The 16,843-nt window shown below is 72.9% G+C and carries 15 protein-coding genes; 5 read left to right on the forward strand and 10 right to left on the reverse strand.

Features of this window, described 5'->3' with window-relative positions; all coding sequences use genetic code 11:
• Positions 1-546 (reverse strand): acyl-CoA dehydrogenase family protein (locus E1300_RS38070; protein WP_207400188.1); only part of this gene is annotated, 546 nt, incomplete at its 3' end.
• Between the two features lie 147 nt (positions 547-693).
• Between E1300_RS38070 and E1300_RS38075 the strand changes: the two genes are divergently transcribed.
• Both E1300_RS38075 and E1300_RS38080 read left to right on the forward strand, forming a co-directional pair.
• Positions 694-2,028: a UDP-glucose dehydrogenase family protein gene (locus E1300_RS38075; RefSeq protein WP_131761985.1), complete on the forward strand. Its 1,335-nt coding sequence runs from the start codon at positions 694-696 to the stop codon at positions 2,026-2,028.
• 100 nt (positions 2,029-2,128) lie between these two features.
• A complete protein-coding gene (locus E1300_RS38080; RefSeq protein ID WP_131761986.1) occupies positions 2,129-2,551 on the forward strand; it encodes a CoA-binding protein in 423 nt (140 codons plus the stop codon).
• Between the two features lie 54 nt (positions 2,552-2,605).
• Here the strand turns inward: E1300_RS38080 and purE are convergent, their stop codons facing one another.
• Positions 2,606-3,100 (reverse strand): 5-(carboxyamino)imidazole ribonucleotide mutase, encoded by a 495-nt coding sequence (purE, locus tag E1300_RS38085; protein WP_131761987.1) that lies wholly within the window; start codon positions 3,098-3,100, stop codon positions 2,606-2,608.
• The gene (locus E1300_RS38090; protein WP_131761995.1) at positions 3,097-4,260 is read right to left on the reverse strand and encodes a 5-(carboxyamino)imidazole ribonucleotide synthase; all 1,164 of its coding nucleotides are present in this window, start codon (positions 4,258-4,260) and stop codon (positions 3,097-3,099) included. Before E1300_RS38090 ends, purE begins: the two co-directional genes overlap by 4 nt.
• 239 nt (positions 4,261-4,499) lie before the next feature.
• Between E1300_RS38090 and E1300_RS38095 the strand changes: the two genes are divergently transcribed.
• Positions 4,500-5,132 carry a GtrA family protein gene (locus E1300_RS38095; protein WP_131761988.1) on the forward strand — a complete coding sequence of 211 codons (633 nt, stop codon included), beginning with the start codon at positions 4,500-4,502 and terminating at the stop codon, positions 5,130-5,132.
• Between the two features lie 27 nt (positions 5,133-5,159).
• On the opposite strand, the gene E1300_RS38100 is transcribed toward E1300_RS38095, so the two are convergent.
• The 5 genes from E1300_RS38100 to glgX form a co-directional block, all read right to left on the reverse strand.
• Positions 5,160-6,437: a sensor histidine kinase gene (locus E1300_RS38100; RefSeq protein ID WP_131761989.1), complete on the reverse strand. Its 1,278-nt coding sequence runs from the start codon at positions 6,435-6,437 to the stop codon at positions 5,160-5,162.
• Between the two features lie 200 nt (positions 6,438-6,637).
• The gene (locus E1300_RS38105; RefSeq protein ID WP_019629095.1) at positions 6,638-7,309 is read right to left on the reverse strand and encodes a response regulator transcription factor; all 672 of its coding nucleotides are present in this window, start codon (positions 7,307-7,309) and stop codon (positions 6,638-6,640) included.
• A gap of 130 nt (positions 7,310-7,439) precedes the next feature.
• Positions 7,440-9,272: a malto-oligosyltrehalose trehalohydrolase gene (treZ, locus tag E1300_RS38110; RefSeq protein ID WP_131761990.1), complete on the reverse strand. Its 1,833-nt coding sequence runs from the start codon at positions 9,270-9,272 to the stop codon at positions 7,440-7,442.
• A complete protein-coding gene (gene treY, locus E1300_RS38115; protein WP_242619652.1) occupies positions 9,269-11,596 on the reverse strand; it encodes a malto-oligosyltrehalose synthase in 2,328 nt (775 codons plus the stop codon). Before treY ends, treZ begins: the two co-directional genes overlap by 4 nt.
• Entirely contained in the window at positions 11,589-13,820 is a 2,232-nt protein-coding gene (glgX, locus tag E1300_RS38120) for a glycogen debranching protein GlgX (protein ID WP_131761991.1), read from the reverse strand. Before glgX ends, treY begins: the two co-directional genes overlap by 8 nt.
• Positions 13,821-14,010: 190 nt before the next feature.
• Here glgX and E1300_RS51870 point away from each other — a divergent pair, with 190 nt between their 5' ends.
• Complete coding sequence (locus E1300_RS51870) at positions 14,011-14,418, forward strand: (2Fe-2S)-binding protein (RefSeq protein WP_207400189.1); 408 nt, start codon at positions 14,011-14,013, stop codon at positions 14,416-14,418.
• A gap of 109 nt (positions 14,419-14,527) precedes the next feature.
• The gene (bfr, locus tag E1300_RS38130; protein WP_131761992.1) at positions 14,528-15,025 is read left to right on the forward strand and encodes a bacterioferritin; all 498 of its coding nucleotides are present in this window, start codon (positions 14,528-14,530) and stop codon (positions 15,023-15,025) included.
• Positions 15,026-15,068: 43 nt separating this feature from the next.
• Here bfr and E1300_RS38135 read toward each other — a convergent pair whose 3' ends face one another.
• Both E1300_RS38135 and E1300_RS38140 read right to left on the reverse strand, forming a co-directional pair.
• Positions 15,069-16,124, reverse strand: coding sequence for an adenylate/guanylate cyclase domain-containing protein (locus tag E1300_RS38135; protein ID WP_131761993.1), 1,056 nt, complete (start codon positions 16,122-16,124; stop codon positions 15,069-15,071).
• Positions 16,125-16,237: 113 nt separating this feature from the next.
• Positions 16,238-16,843: biotin--[acetyl-CoA-carboxylase] ligase (locus tag E1300_RS38140; protein ID WP_131761994.1), on the reverse strand; the 606-nt coding region annotated here is incomplete at its 5' end.

Here is a 16,843-nt window from a genome sequence, read left to right on the forward strand (position 1 = left end):
CGCCCCCGCCGCCGGGTCGGTGACCGCCATCACCGTGTAGAACTCCGACACCCCCGCATTGGTGATCCACATCTTGGCGCCGTTGAGCACCCACCCATCACCCTCGCGCACCGCGCGGGTCTTCATCCCCGCCGCATCCGACCCCGCCTCGGCCTCCGACAGCGCATAGGAGAACATCGCCTCGCCCCGCGCCACCGGCCCCAGGTACCGCTTCTTCAGCTCCTCCGACCCCGACAAAAGCACCGGCACCGTGCCCAGCTTGTTCACCGCCGGGATCAGCGACGACGACGCGCACGCCCGCGCGACCTCCTCGATCACGATCACCGTCGCCAGCGCATCGGCGCCCGCACCCCCGTACGACTCCGGGACGTGCACCGCGTGCAGCTCGTTGGCCACCAGCGCGTCCAGCGCCTCCTGCGGGAACCGCGAGTCCTCGTCCACCTCCGCCGCGAACGGCGCGATCTTGGCATCGGCCAGCTCACGCACCGTCGCACGCAGCAACTCGTGCTCCTCCGACGGCGCGTACGTGGGAAAGTCAGAGTTCATGCCCTGGATGCTACCGGCCAGTACACTGCGCCGGTCGACGCAGGTACCCGCCGCGCATTTGGGCAGAGTCTCCCTCAATTGGGCAGAGTCTCCGTCGAGAGTCTTCCCGACGGGCGCGAGTCGGCGACAGCGAGAGAGGAGCCTGCCTTGGCCCACCGGCTGACGGTCATCGGAACCGGTTACCTCGGTGCCACGCACGCCGCGTGCATGGCCGACCTGGGATTCGAGGTGCTCGGCCTCGACGTGGACGAGGAGAAGATCTCGCGGCTGTCCGCCGGCGACCTGCCGTTCTACGAACCCGGGCTCGAACCGGTGCTGCGCAGGGGGCTGGAGAGCGGGCGGCTGCGGTTCACCTCGTCCTACGCGGAAGCCGCCGAGTTCGGCGACGTGCACTTCATCTGCGTCGGCACCCCGCAGAAGGCCGGGGAGTACGCCGCGGACCTGACGTACGTGAACGGCGCGGTGGACGCCCTGGCGCCGCTGCTGAGGCGGCCGTGCCTGCTGGTCGGGAAGTCGACCGTCCCGGTGGGGACGGCCGAGCGGCTCGCCGAGACCGTGGCGCGCCTCGCCCCGGCGGGCGGCGACGCCGTCCTCGCGTGGAACCCCGAGTTCCTCCGCGAGGGCTTCGCCGTCCAGGACACGATGCACCCCGACCGGATCGTGGCCGGGCTCCCGGACGAGCAGGGCGCGGCGGAGCACGCCGAGAAGGTGCTCCGCGAGGTCTACGCGTCGATGCTCGCCGCCGACGTCCCGTTCATCACGGCCGACTACGCGACGTCCGAGCTGGTGAAGGTGTCGGCGAACGCGTTCCTCGCCACGAAGATCTCCTTCATCAACGCGATGGCGGAGGTGTGCGAGGCCGCGCACGCCGATGTGACCAAGCTCTCAGAGGCGCTGTCGTACGACGACCGGATCGGCGGCCGGTTCCTCGGGCCCGGCCTCGGCTTCGGCGGCGGCTGCCTGCCCAAGGACATCCGGGCGTTCATGGCCCGCGCCGGGGAGCTCGGCGCCGACCAGGCGCTGACCTTCCTCCGCGAGGTCGACGAGATCAACATCCGCCGCCGGATCCGGATGGTGGACCTCGCCCGGCAGCTCCTCGGCGGCTCGTTCATCGGGCGGACCGTCGGGGTGCTGGGCGCCGCGTTCAAGCCCGACTCCGACGACGTCCGCGACTCCCCCGCGCTGGACGTCGCCGCGTCGATCCGCGCGCAGGGCGGCAAGGTCACGGTCTACGACCCGCAGGCCATGCCCAACGCCCGCCGCGCCCAGCCGACGCTGGACTTCGGCGACTCGTGCCTGGACGCCGTCCGGGACGCGCACGTCGTCCTGCTGCTGACCGAGTGGGCCGAGTTCCGCGAGATGGACCCGGTCGAGCTCGCCGGCGCCGTCAGCGAGCGCAACATCGTGGACGGCCGCAACGCCCTGGAACCCGAGGTCTGGCGCGCCGCCGGCTGGAACTACCGGGCCCTCGGCCGCCCCTGACGCGCGGCCCCGCGAGCCGTCCCGCGCGGCGGCTCGCGGGGCGCTTCGCGGGGCGGCGGTGGGCGGGAACGATCGGCGCCCGGGCGCTGTTGTCGTGGACATGGCTGATGCTTTCGCCGACCAGGACGTGATCCGCCGCCTGCTGAACGAGTCCAGGACATGGGCGTTCGTGGGCCTGAGCGACAACCCCGCCCGGGAGGTCCACACGCAGGCGCGGCTGATGCAGCAGCGCGGCAAGCGCATCATCCCCGTGCACCCGTCGCGGGAGGAGGTGCTCGGCGAGAAGGGCTACGCGTCCCTGGCGGAACTGCCGGACGGCTCAGCCGTGGACGTCGTGGGCGTGTACCGCCGGGCCGAGCACGCGGGCGCCGTCGTGGACGAGGCGATCGCGGCCGGCGCCAAGGCCGTCTGGCTTCCCCTCGACGTGATCGACGAGGCCGCCGCCCGGCGCGCGCGGGACGCGGGGCTCGACGTGGTCATGAACCGCTGCCCCGCCGTCGAGTGGGCCCTGCGCCGCAACTGACCCCGCCGCAACTGACCCCGCCGCACCCGGCGTCCCGCGCGTCCCGCGGCCGCCTCAGAGCTTCTCTCGGAGCCGCGCGCCCTTCGCCTTGGCCTGATCATGGAGATCGCGCTGGAAGTCCGCCATACGGGCCTGGAGGCCCGCGTCGGACGCGGCGAGGATCCGGACGGCCAGCAGCCCCGCGTTGCGGGCGGCGCCCACCGCGACCGTCGCGACGGGCACGCCCGCCGGCATCTGGACGATCGACAGCAGCGAGTCCATGCCGTCGAGGTACTTCAGCGGGACCGGCACGCCGATCACCGGGAGCGGCGTCACCGACGCGAGCATGCCCGGCAGGTGCGCGGCGCCGCCGGCGCCCGCGATGATCGCGCGCAGCCCCCGCCCGGCCGCCTCCTCGCCGTAGGCGATCATGTCGTGCGGCATCCGGTGCGCGGACACGACGTCCGCCTCGTAGGGCACCTCGAACTCGTCGAGGGCCTCGGCGGCGGCCTTCATGACGGGCCAGTCGGAGTCGCTGCCCATCACCACGCCCACCAGCGGAGCGGTCATCGTCCCTCTCCCATCGCCGGGCCCCACCGCAGGTACGCGGCCGCGTGCCGGGCCCGCTCGCGGACCTCGGCGAGGTCGGAGCCGAGCGCGGTCACGTGGCCGATCTTGCGGCCGGGCCGCACGCCCTTGCCGTAGAAGTGCACCTTGACGCCCGGGTCGTGGGCCATCACGTGGATGTAGCGGGGGTAGACGTCCGGGTCGTCGCCGCCGAGCACGTTGGCCATGACGGTGTACGGCGCGGTCGGCTCGGTGGAGCCGAGGGGCAGGTCCAGGACGGCGCGCAGGTGCTGCTCGAACTGGGACGTGCGGGCGCCCTCGATCGTCCAGTGCCCGGAGTTGTGCGGGCGCATCGCCAGCTCGTTGACCAGCAGCCCGCCGGAGGTCTCGAACAGCTCCACGGCGAGCAGACCGACCACGCCGAGCTCGTCCGCGATGCGGAGCGCGAGGCTCTGCGCCTCGGCGGCGAGGTCCGCGGACAGGCCCGGGGCGGGCGAGATGACCTCGACGCAGATGCCGCCCTCCTGGACGGTCTCCACGATCGGATACGCAGCGCCCTGCCCGTACGGGGAGCGGGCCACGAGCGCGGCCAGCTCCCGCCGGAACGGCACGTGCTCCTCGACCATCAGGTCGACGCCCTCGGCGACCAGCCGCCCGACCAGCTCCGCCGTCGCGCGGTCGAGCCCCTCGGCGACCCAGACGCCCTTGCCGTCGTAGCCGCCGCGCGTCGCCTTGAGGACGAGCGGCCAGCCGTGCTCGCGGGCGAACGCCTCCAGGAAGGCCAGCGGCGCGGCGGCGGGCACGTGCGCGTAGGCGGGGCAGGGGGCGCCGAGCCCGCTGAGGCGCTCGCGCATGACGAGCTTGTCCTGGGCGTGCGCGAGGGCCGCCGCCCCGGGACGGCACGGCACGCCCGCGTCCTCCAGCTCCCGGATGTGGTCGCCGGGGACGTGCTCGTGGTCGAAGGTCACGACGTCGCAGCCCTTGGCGAACGCGTTCAGGTCGGCTTGGGCGCGGTCGTCGCCGACGCGCACGTCCGCGACGACCTGGGCCGCCGACTCGTCCGGGGATCCGGCGAGGACGCGCAGCCGCACGCCGAGCGCGATCGCCGCCTGCTGCGTCATCCGGGCCAGTTGGCCGCCGCCCGCCATCCCGACGACCGGCATCTGAGCTAAAAGTGTCACGGTCAGAAGGCTATCGGCCGATTCGCGGCGAACGAATCGGGCGGGCGCGGCGTCGAACGGGTGTGAGCGCCTCCGCGGCGGGGAGAGATGTCCGGGCACGGGCGAGAAACGTTCATGTTCGACGTCCCGGGTGCCACGTGCGTCTATCCTCGTTCCTGCCTCCAGCCGCCGCGCCGCCGGCCGCGGCGCGTCGCCGAAGTCCGGAAGGACGGTTCCCCTTCGTGAGCCTGGTCGCCAGTTTGCAACGGCGGTTCGCGCACCTCGTGCGCGAGCTCGCGAAGTTCGGCAGCGTGGGCGCGATCGCGTTCGCCATCACGGTCGGCATCGGCAACGTGCTGCACACCGGCCTCGGCATGGGCCCGCTGACCTCCAACGGGGTCGCCACGGTCGTCGCCACGACGTTCGCCTACCTCGCCAACCGGTACTGGACGTTCCGGCACCGCGACCGCACCGGCCTCGGCCGCGAGTACGTGCTGTTCTTCGCGCTGAACGGCGTCGGCCTGGTGATCACCGAGCTGTTCATCGGCTTCACCCACTACGTGCTGGGGCTCTCCGACGCGATCTCCTACAACGTGTCGCTGGTGATCGGCACCGGCGTGGCGACGCTGTTCCGCTTCTGGTCGTACAAGAAGTGGGTGTTCCTGCCGGCGTCCGCGCCGCAGGTCGACCCGGCGTCCGGGCTGCCCGAGGCGCCCGCGGGCACCGCCCCGGCCGGTCCGGGCGCTCCGGTGGGGCAGCAGGGGCAGCCCGCGAACGGGCATCCCGTCCCGTCGCACCGCCTCGGGCACCCGCTCGACGCCGACCACGCCGGGGGCTACACCGCGTCCGGCCAGCCGCAGGTCCGCGCCCGCTAGCCCCGCCGTCCCCGCCGGCCTCGTGACTCAGGCGGGGCCGAGGACGACGCGTTCGGAGGCCAGCCGCGCCTCGGCCGCCTGCCGCAGGAAGATGCCGAAGACGGCCGGGTGGGACTGGATCAGCTCCAGCCGCCCGCCGTCCACCACGGCCAGCGAGCGGGCCAGGTAGAGGCCGAGCCCGGTGCCCTTGCCGCCGCTGACGCTGCGCTCGAAGATCCGCGGCTCCAGCTCGGGCGGGATCCCGGCGCCCTCGTCGCCGACCTCGACCACGACCGAGCTGGCGCCCGGCTTGGTGTGGATCGTGACGGTCCCGGCGCCGTGCATGAGCGAGTTGTCGAGCAGGGTCGCGACGATCTGGGAGAGCCCCTCCGGGTTGGTCATGCCGACGAGGCCCTGCTCCCCGGTGATCCGCACGTCCCGGCCGGACCGGCGGAAGATGGGCCGCCACTCCTCGACCTGCTGGGCGATGATGTCGTCGACCGGCGAGGCGATGGCGCCGCCGGTGCGGTCGTGCCGGGCGCGGGCGAGGAGCTGCTCGACGACCGCGACGAGCCGCTCGGTCTGCGCGACCGCCGCCGCGCCCTCCTCGCGGACGACGTCGGGGTAGTCGGCGGCGTCGATCATCTCCTCCAGCCGCATGGACAGCGCGGTCAGCGGGGTGCGGAGCTGGTGGCTCGCGTCCGAGGCGAACTCGCGGCTGGCGGCGAGCAGGTCGGCGATCCGGACGGCGCTGCGGTCGAGCACCTCGGCGACCCGGTCGACCTCGGGGATGCCGTACCGGCGGCGGCGCGGGCGGGCGTTGCCGGTGCCGAGCCGGTCGGCGGTCTCGGCGAGGTCGATGAGCGGCAGCGTCAGCTTGCGGGCCTGGAACATCGCGAGGCCGACGGTGACGGCGACGCCGAGCAGGGCCAGGCTGCCGATGAGGACGAGCAGCCGGAGCGCGTCGTCCTCGACCTCGGCGGACGGCCGCGAGACCCGCACCCGCACGCCGCCCGCGGAGCCGGCGGCGCCGAGCATCCGCTCGCGGGGCCGGGGCCGCGGCCCGGCGGTGACCGTCCGGCCGTCCGGCAGCGTGATGACGATCCGGCGGCCGGGGTACTCCTGGGCGATCTTGTCGCCGGTGACGGGCTGGCGCGTCTCCAGGCTGTAGCCGACACCGCCGACGATGGACGCGGCCTCCCGCTCCAGCGACTGCCCGGCCTCCTCGTAGACGAGCTTGTGGGCGGCGAAGGCGAGGGGGATGCCGAGCAGCAGGATCGCGACGACCGCCACGGCGAGCGTCGAGAGCAGGAGTCGGCGCCTCATCAGGGCTCCTTCGGGAATGTGGCCACGTCTGTGCGGCGCTCTGCGCGGCGCTCCCCCGGGACTCTCGGGAAGGCCCGGGGAAGGGCCGCCCGGCCATGGCGGGCCGGGGCTTCGGCGCGTCCCGTGGATCCCGCCCGCCCCGCACGGTGGACGGTCCGCGGACGGTCCGGCCGGGCGGCCGGCGATCCGGGGACGCGCCCTCAGTCGCCGCGTTCGAAGCGGAAGCCGACGCCCCGCACGGTGGTGATGTAGCGCGGGCTGCCGGCGTCGTCGCCGAGCTTGCGGCGCAGCCAGGAGATGTGCATGTCGAGGGTCTTGGTGGAACCCCACCAGTTGGTGTCCCACACCTCGCGCATGATCTGTTCGCGGGTCACGACCTTGCCCGCGTCGCGGACGAGGACGCGCAGCAGGTCGAACTCCTTGGTGGTCAGCTGGAGCTCCTGGTCGCCCATCCAGGCGCGGCGCGACTCGGCGTCGATCCGCACCCCCTGGACGATCGGGGTCTCGGTGCTGCCGCGCCGCAGCAGGGCCCGCACCCGGGCGAGCAGCTCGGCCAGCCGGAACGGCTTGGTCACGTAGTCGTCGGCGCCGGCGTCGAGGCCGACCACGGTGTCGACCTCGTCGGCCCGGGCCGTGAGGATCAGTATGGGCACTCCGTGCCCCTCGGCACGCACCCTGCGCGCGACTTCCAGGCCGTCGAGCTCGGGCAGGCCCAGGTCGAGGACGATCAGGTCCACGCCGCCTCCGAGCGCCCGCTCAAGCGCCTGCGGTCCGTCCGGGCTGACTTCGACGGTGTACCCCTCGCGGCGGAGCGCGCGGGCGAGAGGCTCGGAGATGGACGTGTCGTCCTCGGCGAGCAGTACTGAGGTCATGAACCGATCGTATGACCATTCTTGACCATTGCCGGGCAGCCGCCGCGCTCTTGACCTGCGGTTTGCCACTCGTAGTACATCCTCGAATACGACCATTTCCGGCCTTGTCCGGGAAGGCGGAGTATTACGGCTACCCCTCCGCGGCCGGTGACCTGTCGAGGACGGCGACCGCCGCGGCCGGAAGCACGACCGAAAGGTTTCCAGAATCGCCGTGAATGCCTCTTTCAATGTGGATTGCCGGATCTGAGGCGAGCAGCAGCCGTTCCCCGGTGGCCCGCGCCCGCTCCGGTTCCACGAGACCGGGAACGGGAATCCGGACGGGGGCGTCGCCGAGGTTCGCCGCCACGAGCACGTCGCCGCGCCCCATCGTCAGCGTCCGGTCGGTCCCGTTCTCGACGAAACCGACCTCCACCGCGGTCAGGCGCGGATCGTTCAGCTCCGGCCTGGCCCGCCGCAGCGCGATCAGGGAGCGGTGCCATTCCAGCAGGTCGCGGTGCGGGTTCTTGCCGGGCTCGGCCCAGTCGAGCACCGAGCGCCGGAAGGTTTCCACAGCCTGTGGATCGGGGACCTGGCCCGTCCAGCCGTGCCGGGAGAACTCCCTGCGGCGCCCCTCGCTCACCGCCCGCGCCAGGCCGGGGTCCACGTGGTCGGTGAAGTAGCACCACGGGGTGGAGGCGCCCCACTCCTCGCCCATGAACAGCATGGGCGTGAACGGCGCGAGCAGGAGCAGCGCCGCGCCGATCTTCAACCGCGCCGGCGACAGCGTGGCGCCGATCCGGTCGCCGGACGCGCGGTTGCCCACCTGGTCGTGGTTCTGGAGGAAACCGAGGAACCGGTGCGCGGGCGTCAGCCGCACGTCCACCGGACGGCCGTGATGCCGCCCCCGATAAGTCGACATTGTCCCGTCATGAACGAATACTCGGGTAAGCGCCTTTTGTAGGGTTTCCAGGGATCCGAAGTCGCAGTAATAGCCCTGCCGCTCCCCGGTCAGCGCCGCGTGGAGGGCATGGTGGAAATCGTCGCTCCACTGCGCGTCGAGCCCGTAACCGCCCGCCTCCCGGGCGGTCACCAGCCGCGGGTCGTTCAGATCGGACTCCGCGATCAGGAACAGCTCCCGGCCGAGGTGCGCCGACAGCGCCGCCACGGCGGACGCCATCTCCTCCAAAACGTGGACGGCGCCGTGGTCGGTGATGGCGTGGACGGCGTCGAGCCGCAGCCCGTCCAGGTGGTAGTCGCGCAGCCACATCAGCGCGTTCTGGACGACGAACGCGCGGACCTCGTCCGAGCCCTCCTGGTCGAAGTTCACCGCGTCGCCCCAGGGCGTGCTGTGGGCGCTGGTGAAGTACGGCCCGTAGTCGCCGAGGCGGTTCCCGTCCGGGCCGAGGTGGTTGTAGACCACGTCCAGGACGACGGCCAGCCCGTGCGAGTGGGCGGCGTCCACGAACCGCTTCAGCCCGTCGGGACCGCCGTACGGCTCGTGCGGCGCCCACAGGTGGACCCCGTCGTACCCCCAGCCGTGATGGCCCGGGAAGGACGCGACAGGCAGCAGCTCCACGGCGTCCACCCCGAGCGACACCAGATGGCCGAGGCGCTCCGCCGCCGCGTCGAACGTCCCCTCCGGCGTGAACGTGCCGACGTGCATCTCGTACAGGACGCTTCCGGCGAGGGGCCGTCCATGCCAGCGCTGGTCGGTCCACGGGAAGCGGGAATGGTCGTAGACCCGGCTCATCCCATGCACGCCGTCCGGCTGCCAGAGCGCGCGCGGGTCGGGCAAGACCTCCCTGGCGTTGTCCAGGACGAAGCCGTAGTCGGTCCCATGGTCCGCGTCAGCGACCTCGGCGCCCCACCAGCCGGGACGGCCGTCCAGCGGGCGGGCGGGATGCCGCAGGGAGCGCCCGGCCTCGCCGGTGGCGACCTCGACGCGCTCGCACCGCGGCGCCCACACCTCGAACCACGTGCTCAACGATCGACCTCCCTGGGAACCAGCAGCGCGACGGGCAGATGCGCGAACAGCTCGGCGGCGGCGACGGACGGCCCCCAGTGCATGGCGCCGGTCAGCACGTCCCGCCAGCCCTGGCGGCCGAGGTCGGCCTCGGTGCCCCCGTCCCAGCCGCCGCGCCGCTCCAGCCCGGCGGGCAGCCGCGTGGCGAGCGCGACCGCCTCGCCGCGCGAGAACGCCACCACGTGGTCGGCGGCGGGCCCCCGCACGGCGACCGGCGCGTACCGGCCGGACGGGCCGAACCAGTCGGGGCGCTGCCGCCGCAGCCGCAGCGCGCGGGACGTCACCATCAGCTTCTCGTCGTCCACGTCCTTGGGGCGGCGGCCGGTGTCGAGCCGGAAGAGCCGCTCGCGGCGCCGCCCGTAGTCGACCGGCCGCCGGTTGTCGGGGTCCACCAGCGCGTGGCCCGTCAGCTCGCAGCCCTGGTAGACGTCCGGGACGCCCGGCATGGTGAGCTGGACCAGCTTCTGGCCCAGCGTGTTCACCCGCGCGTAGGGCTCCAGGCGCCCCACAAACGCGGTGAGGTCGGTGACGAGGTCCGCGTCGGCGAGGATCCGCCGCACGTGGGCCAGGACGGCCTCCTCGTAGGCGGGATCCTCCTCGGCCCAGGACGTCCTCGTCTTGGCCTCGCGCATCGCCTTGACGAGGAACTCCTCCAAGCGGTCGCTGGTGAGCGGCCAGGCGCCGACGAGCGTCTGCCAGAGCAGGTACTCCAGATCCGGTTCCAACGGTGATTCGTTCTCGCCCCACCATCCGCGCCACCGGTGGACGGCGTCCGCCCATTCGCCGGGGATCTCCGCGAGCACGGCCAGCCGCGCCCGCACGTCCTCCTGGCGCTTGGTGTCGTGGGTGGACAGCGTCGTCATGGTCGAGGGCCAGTCACGGGCGAGCCGGATGCAGTGCGAGTGGAAGTCCACCGGGCTCACGGAGAACCGCCCGGGATCACCGCCCACCTCGTTCAGCGCGGCCATCCGGTTCCACCGGTAGAAGGCGGTGTCCTCCACGCCCTTCGCGGCCAGCGGCGCGGAGGTCTGCTGGAACCGGACGATGAACTCCGGATCGGCGTCGTCACCGCGGCCGAGGGCCCGGCGGACGATGTCGTCCAGGTCGGCGTGCAACTCCTCGGGAAGGTGCGGCCTGGCGCGGCTCGCCGCCTCCTCCAGGACGTCCACGGCCTGCTGAGGCGCCTCCTCACCCGGCACGACGTAGGCGCGGTAGACGGGCATCGCGACCAGGAGCTCCACGAGCGCCCGTTCCAGCCCCGCGAGGGCCGCTTCGGACCGGTCGGGCCCGGCGGCGCGGCGCAGGACGCGCAGCAGCCGGTCCATCTCCGGCTTCAGGCTGTGCGTGGCGACGTACATCCGGGCGTCGCGCTCGACCTCCTCGAACCCGGCCGGCCCGCCCGTCAGCGACACGTACAGGTCCGTCAGCGGCTTCTCGCCGTCCGGGTCGACGAACAGCCCGCCGATCATCCCGAGCGAGTCGTAGCCGGTCGTGCCCGCGCAGGCCCAGTCCCCCGGCAGCCGCTCGGCGCCCTCGGTGATCTTCTCGACCAGCGTCCAGCGCCCCGGCGCCTCCGCCGCGAGCCGGCGGAGGTAGCCGGCCGGGTCGGCGAGGCCGTCCGGGTGGTCGATGCGCAGCCCGTCCACGAGCCCCTCCCGGACGAGGCCGAGCAGCAGCCCGTGCGTCCGGTCGAAGACCTCCGGCTCCTCCTGCCGCAGCCCGATCAGGTCGGAGATGTCGAAGAAGCGCCGGTAGTTCGGCTCGCCCTCGCCGGGCAGGACGAGCCGCCCGCCGCCCGCCTCCCAGTCGACGTCGAACCAGCGCGCGTAGGGCGAGGACGGCCCCTCGGCCAGCACCGCCGTCAGCGGCAGGTTCAGGTCGCGCTGCTGCGGGACGGTCATGTGGTTGGGCACGACGTCCACCAGCACGCGCAGCCGGTGGGCGCGGAAGCGCGCGGCCATCGCGCCGAACGCCTCCGCGCCGCCGAGGTCCTCGGAGAGCCGGGCATGGTCGACGACGTCGTAGCCGTGCGTGGACCCGGGCGCGGCCTGGAGGATCGGCGACAGGTAGACGTGGGAAACGCCGAGGGCCGCGAGGTACGGCGCCAGGGCCGCGGCCTCCTCGAACCCGAAGCGGGCGTCCTCGGTACCGCGGAGCTGGATCCGGTAGGTGCCGGACGGGGGCGCTTCGACGTCGTCGTCAGTCCCGGAGGGAACCACTTCGGGGGACGCCTTCTCGGGGGACGCGGGGGACGCGGGCCCGGACGGGGAGGCGGGCTCAGACACGACGCAGCACCTGGATCGAGCGGGCCCCGACGGGCACGATCTCGGCGGCCTTGACCACGGGGGACTCCTCCTCCGCCAGCAGCGGGTCGGCGGTGTCGAGCACCTTGATCCACATCTGCCCGTAGGACACGGGCGGCAGCGTGAACGGCAGGTCGCCGTCGTGCGCGTTGATCAGCAGCAGGAACGAGTCGTCCCGGACCTGCCGGCCGCGCCGGTCGGGCTCGCCGATCGCGTCGCCGTTCAGGAACACGTTCACGGACTTGTTGAAGCCGGCCGCCCAGTCCGCGTCGGCCATCTCGTCGCCGCCGGGGGTGAACCACACCAGGTCGGGAAGGTCCGGCGCGGCGGCCGCGGCCTCGATCCGGGCCCCGGCCGCCCGGTCGCCCGGCCCGCCGGACGCCTGGCCGGCGGACGTCGCGTCGGGCCGCTGCCGGCCGCCGCCCTGCCCGCCGCGGAAGAAGCGCCTGCGCCGGAACACCGGATGGTCGGTGCGCAGCTTGGACAGCCGCCGGACGAAGTCCAGCAGCGGGCCGCGCTCGTCGAAGAACGTGTCCTCGCGCAGGCCCGTCCAGTCGACCCAGGCGAGCTCGCTGTCCTGGCAGTAGGCGTTGTTGTTGCCCTCCTGCGTCCGGCCCATCTCGTCGCCGTGCGACAGCATCGGGACGCCCTGCGACAGGAACAGCGTGGTCAGGAAGTTGCGCTTCTGCCGCTCCCGCAGCGCGATCACGTCGAGGTCGTCCACCGGGCCCTCGTAGCCGCAGTTCCACGACCGGTTGTCGTCGCTGCCGTCCCGGTTGTACTCGCCGTTGGCCTCGTTGTGCTTGGAGTTGTAGGAGACCAGGTCGTGCAGCGTGAACCCGTCGTGGCAGGTCACGAAGTTGATCGAGGCGAGCGGGCGGCGGCCGTCGTCGGCGTACAGGTCGGACGAGCCGGTCAGCCGGGACGCGAACTCCGGCAGGTTGCCCGGCTGCCCGCGCCAGTAGTCGCGCATCGTGTCGCGGTACTTGCCGTTCCACTCCGTCCACAGCGGGGGGAAGTTGCCGACCTGGTAGCCGCCCTCTCCGACGTCCCACGGCTCGGCGATCAGTTTCACCTGCGAGACCACCGGGTCCTGCTGGACGAGGTCGAAGAACGCGGCCAGCCGGTCCACCTCGTGCAGCTCGCGGGCCAGCGTGGCGGCGAGGTCGAAGCGGAACCCGTCCACGTGCATCTCGGTCACCCAGAACCGCAGCGAGTCCATGATCATCTGGAGCACGTGCGGGCTGCGCATGAGCAGGCTGTTCCCGGTGCCCGTCGTGTCCATGTAGTAGCGGGCGTCGTCGTCGGTCAGCCGGTAGTACGAGGCGTTGTCGATGCCCCGGAACGACAGCGTCGGCCCCAGGTGGTTGCCCTCCGCGGTGTGGTTGTAGACCACGTCGAGGATCACCTCGATGCCCGCCTCGTGCAGGGCCTTCACCATCGCCTTGAACTCCAGCACCTGCTCCCCGCGCTGCCCGGACGAGGAGTACTCGCCGTGCGGCGCGAAGAAGCCGATGGTGTTGTAGCCCCAGTAGTTCCGCAGCCCCCGCTGGACCAGCGCGTCGTCGTGGACGAACTGGTGCACCGGCATCAGCTCGACGGCCGTGACGCCGAGCGACCGCAGATGGTCGGTGATCACCGGGTGGCCGAGGGCCGCGTACGTGCCGCGCATCCCCGGCGGGATCTCCGGATGCCGGGCGGTGAGCCCCTTCACGTGCGCCTCGTAGATCACCGTCTCGTGGTACGGCGTCCGCGGCGGCCGGTCGTCGCCCCAGTCGAAGTAGGGGTTCACCACCACCGAGCGCATCGTGTGCCGCGCCGAGTCGGCGCCGTTCGCCGACCACGGGTCCCCGAAGTTGTAGCCGAAGCAGGACTCGTCCCAGTCGACGGTCCCCTCGATCGCCTGCGCGTAGGGGTCGAGCAGCAGCTTCGCCGGATTGCACCGGTGCCCCCGCGCGGGGTCGTAGGGCCCGTGGACCCGGAAGCCGTACCGCTGCCCGGGCATCACGCCGGGCAGGTAGCCGTGCCACACGAAGGCGTCGACCTCCGGCAGCACCAGCCGCGTCTCCTCGCCCTCGCCCGCCGGCCCGTCGAACAAACAGAGCTCCACCCGTTCGGCGGCCTCGGAGAAGACGGCGAAGTTCGTTCCCGCGCCGTCGAACCGAGCCCCGAGCGGGTAGGCGTCACCCGGCCACACCTGAGCCAATGTCCCGTCCTCCCGTTGTCGCGCCGGGAGGCCTTCCCCTTGAGGGTTGAATCACACCGATTGGGAGGCTACTGGCCAGATCGGACATCCTTGCGTTACCTTAGGGTTGCCTTACCTTATTGAGGGAACCCTAAAAGCCCAGGCCGGGGTTCCGGGACCGCGAGAAGCCGCAGGAAAGGGCGCCCACCGGATGTACGTCTGCATCTGCAACGCCGTCACGGAGGACGACGTGCACGGCTGCATGGCGAGCGGCGCCTGCGCCACCGTCAGGGACGTGAAGGCGGCCTGCGGCATGAAGCCCGGCTGCGGGTCCTGCACCAGGCGGCTCCACGCCATGGTCAGCGAGTACCGCACCGCCAGCGAGCTCGCGGACGCCCTGACCGGCGGCCCGCTCCCGCTGACCGTCATCCCGGACCCCGCGGCTCCGGTCCCGGCCGTCCCGGCCCCGGCCGCCGCGGCCTCGGCCGTGCTGGACGCCGCGGCCATGGAACCGGCCTCCATCGAGCAGGCCGTCCCGCACCTGCCCGACCACGTCCTCGCGGAGCAGATCGTCTCCGACGCCGCCGAGAGGGGGACCGCGCCGCCGACCGCCGCCTGAGCAGGGTCCCTCCGGCACCCGCACGGCCCGCCCGCGTCCCGGGCGCCCGCACGCGCCGTGCGGGCCCCAGTGCTGTCCACGATCGTCCGGGCGTGCGAGCATGGGCCCCATGGAAGGCGACAAGGACATCATCGCGCTGCTGAACGAGCAGCTCACCGCGGAGCTCACCGCGATCAACCAGTACTTCCTGCACGCCAAGATGCAGGAGAACTGGGGCTACGTGCGGATGGCGAAGTACACCCGCCACGAGTCCATCGACGAGATGAAGCACGCGGAGCGGCTGACCGACCGGATCCTGTTCCTGGAGGGCCTCCCGAACTACCAGAAGATCGGGACGCTCCGCATCGGCCAGACCGTCGTCGAGCAGCTCGAAGCGGACCTCGCGATCGAGCGGGAGGCCGTGGCCCGGCTGCGGCCCGGCATCGAGTTGATGCGCTCGCGCGGCGATGTCACCTCGGCCCGGCTGTTCGAGTACATCCTGGCCGACGAGGAGCAGCACATCGACTACCTGGAGACCGAGCTCTACCTCTCCCAGACCCTCGGCGAGCAGAACTACCTCCAGCGGCTCACCGACTACCCGGGCGAGGAGGGACCGAAGGCCTACTGAGGCGCACCGCCGGCGGGCCCGCTCGGCGGGCCCGCCGCGGGACTCAGCCCCCCGCCGGGCCGGAGGGCTCCGACCCTGAGCCCTCCGCGCCGCCGTCCGCCGCCTTGGCGCTGCGGCGCAGCACGTACGGCTGGACGATCCCCAGCCCGCGCACCGGCCGCCGGACGATCCGCGTCACCTCGTAGGCCGGCTCCTTCTCCAGCTGCGCGGCCAGCTCCGTGTCGATCACCACGGCGCCCGGGCGGGCCAGCGACGTCAGCCGCGCCGCCAGGTTCACGGTGGTGCCGAACACGTCCCCCATCAGCGGCAGGACCGGCCCGTACGCCACGCCGACCCGCACGTCCGGCACCTCGGTCTCGTCCTGGATCGCCGCGGCGACGGTCAGCGCGATCTCCGCGCCGATCCGCGGCGACTCCGCGCTGAACAGCACCTCGTCGCCGAGCGTCTTCACCAGCCGCCCGCCGCAGGAGGCGATGATGTCGGCGGCCGTCTCCTCGAACCACTCCACGACCCGAGCCAGCTCGATCTCGTCCAGCTCCCGGCTGACCTGCGTGAAGGACACCATGTCGGCGAACCCCACGGTCGTCATGGGCCGCCCGGCCGGATCGCCGTTCTCCCGCGTCGCCGCCGCGGCCATCGCCCGGGTCCCGGCGGCGGCGAGCTGGCGCCGCCACGCGTGCACCACCAGCGGCTCGAACTCGCCGATGTGCCGCTCGGCGATGTCGACGATCGCCTCCACCGCCTCCGCGGACGGCTGGTCGCGCGGACCCTGGCTCATCATGTCCCGCAGCAGGCTGACCTGCCACTCCGCGAGCCGCGTCATCGTCTGCCCGAAGGCGCGGACGAGCCGGATCACGCCGTCCTCGTCCAGGACCCCGTCGTCGATGAGCCGGCGGATCCGGCACAGCGCGGCGACGTCGCCCTCGGTGTAGGCGACCGCCTCGTCCGGCATCGAGGGGTAGCCGAACGCGCGCCACAACCGGCTGGAGAACTCGCGGGTGACGCCCGACAGCCGCACGGCGTCGACGCGCGTGTAGCGCAGCTCGCCACCGAGCAGGAGCTCCTCGATCGCCTTCGGGTCCGGCAATCCGGCCGCCATCTGTCAGCCCCTCAGTCCGCCGTCGCCGTGGACCTCGCCGGCGGCGTCGTGGTCCGGTACTGCGACATATCGTTGCAGATCCGGGCGGGTTCGGGTGTCCGGCCCGCGGTGTTTCACCGGACGTGCACCACGTCTCCGGCGCTGACCGCCGTGCCTCCCCCGGGGCCCGCCACCACCAGCCGCCCCGCCCCGTCCACGTCCCGCGCCGCCCCCTCCAGGGTCTCGCCGCCGGGCATCTCGACCCGGACCGTCCGGCCGAGCGTGGCGCACAGGTCCTTGTACGCGGTACGCAGCCCGCTCGACTCCGGATCACCGTCCAGCGCCGTCCACTCGCGGTACCAGGTCTCGAACTCGCGCAGGATCGCGCGCAGCAGCGGCGCCCGGTCGCTGAGCGGCGCGCCCTCGATCGCGAGGGACGTCGCGGTCGGCACGGGCAGCTCCGCCTCGCGCAGCCCCACGTTCAGCCCGATGCCGACGACGAGCGCGCCGTCGACCTTCTCGGCCAGGATCCCGGCCAGCTTCCGGTCGCCCACCAGCAGGTCGTTCGGCCACTTGAGGCGGGCGTCGACGGCCACGTCCGCCTGCCGCTCCCGCCCGTCCGCCCCGCCGCCCGCCGCCCCGCCCGCCGCTCCGGCCGCGGGGAAGAAGCGCCGCCCGCTCTCCGACCAGGCCGTCATCCGCCGGACGGCCGTGGCGGCGGCGACCCCGGCGAGCAGCGG

The sequence above is a fragment of the Actinomadura fibrosa genome (genome assembly GCF_900659615.1).
GTDB classification, from domain to species: domain Bacteria; phylum Actinomycetota; class Actinomycetes; order Streptosporangiales; family Streptosporangiaceae; genus Spirillospora; species Spirillospora fibrosa.

Coding starts and splice junctions, on each gene's coding strand:
- E1300_RS38090 (WP_131761995.1), bottom strand. CDS start 4,260: ATGCCGGTCGTCGGGATGGCGGGCGGCGGCCAACTGGCCCGGATGACG.
- E1300_RS38080 (WP_131761986.1), top strand. CDS start 2,129: ATGGCTGATGCTTTCGCCGACCAGGACGTGATCCGCCGCCTGCTGAAC.
- E1300_RS38135 (WP_131761993.1), bottom strand. CDS start 16,124: ATGGCGGCCGGATTGCCGGACCCGAAGGCGATCGAGGAGCTCCTGCTC.
- purE (WP_131761987.1), bottom strand. CDS start 3,100: ATGACCGCTCCGCTGGTGGGCGTGGTGATGGGCAGCGACTCCGACTGG.
- E1300_RS51870 (WP_207400189.1), top strand. CDS start 14,011: ATGTACGTCTGCATCTGCAACGCCGTCACGGAGGACGACGTGCACGGC.
- E1300_RS38105 (WP_019629095.1), bottom strand. CDS start 7,309: ATGACCTCAGTACTGCTCGCCGAGGACGACACGTCCATCTCCGAGCCT.
- E1300_RS38100 (WP_131761989.1), bottom strand. CDS start 6,437: ATGAGGCGCCGACTCCTGCTCTCGACGCTCGCCGTGGCGGTCGTCGCG.
- bfr (WP_131761992.1), top strand. CDS start 14,528: ATGGAAGGCGACAAGGACATCATCGCGCTGCTGAACGAGCAGCTCACC.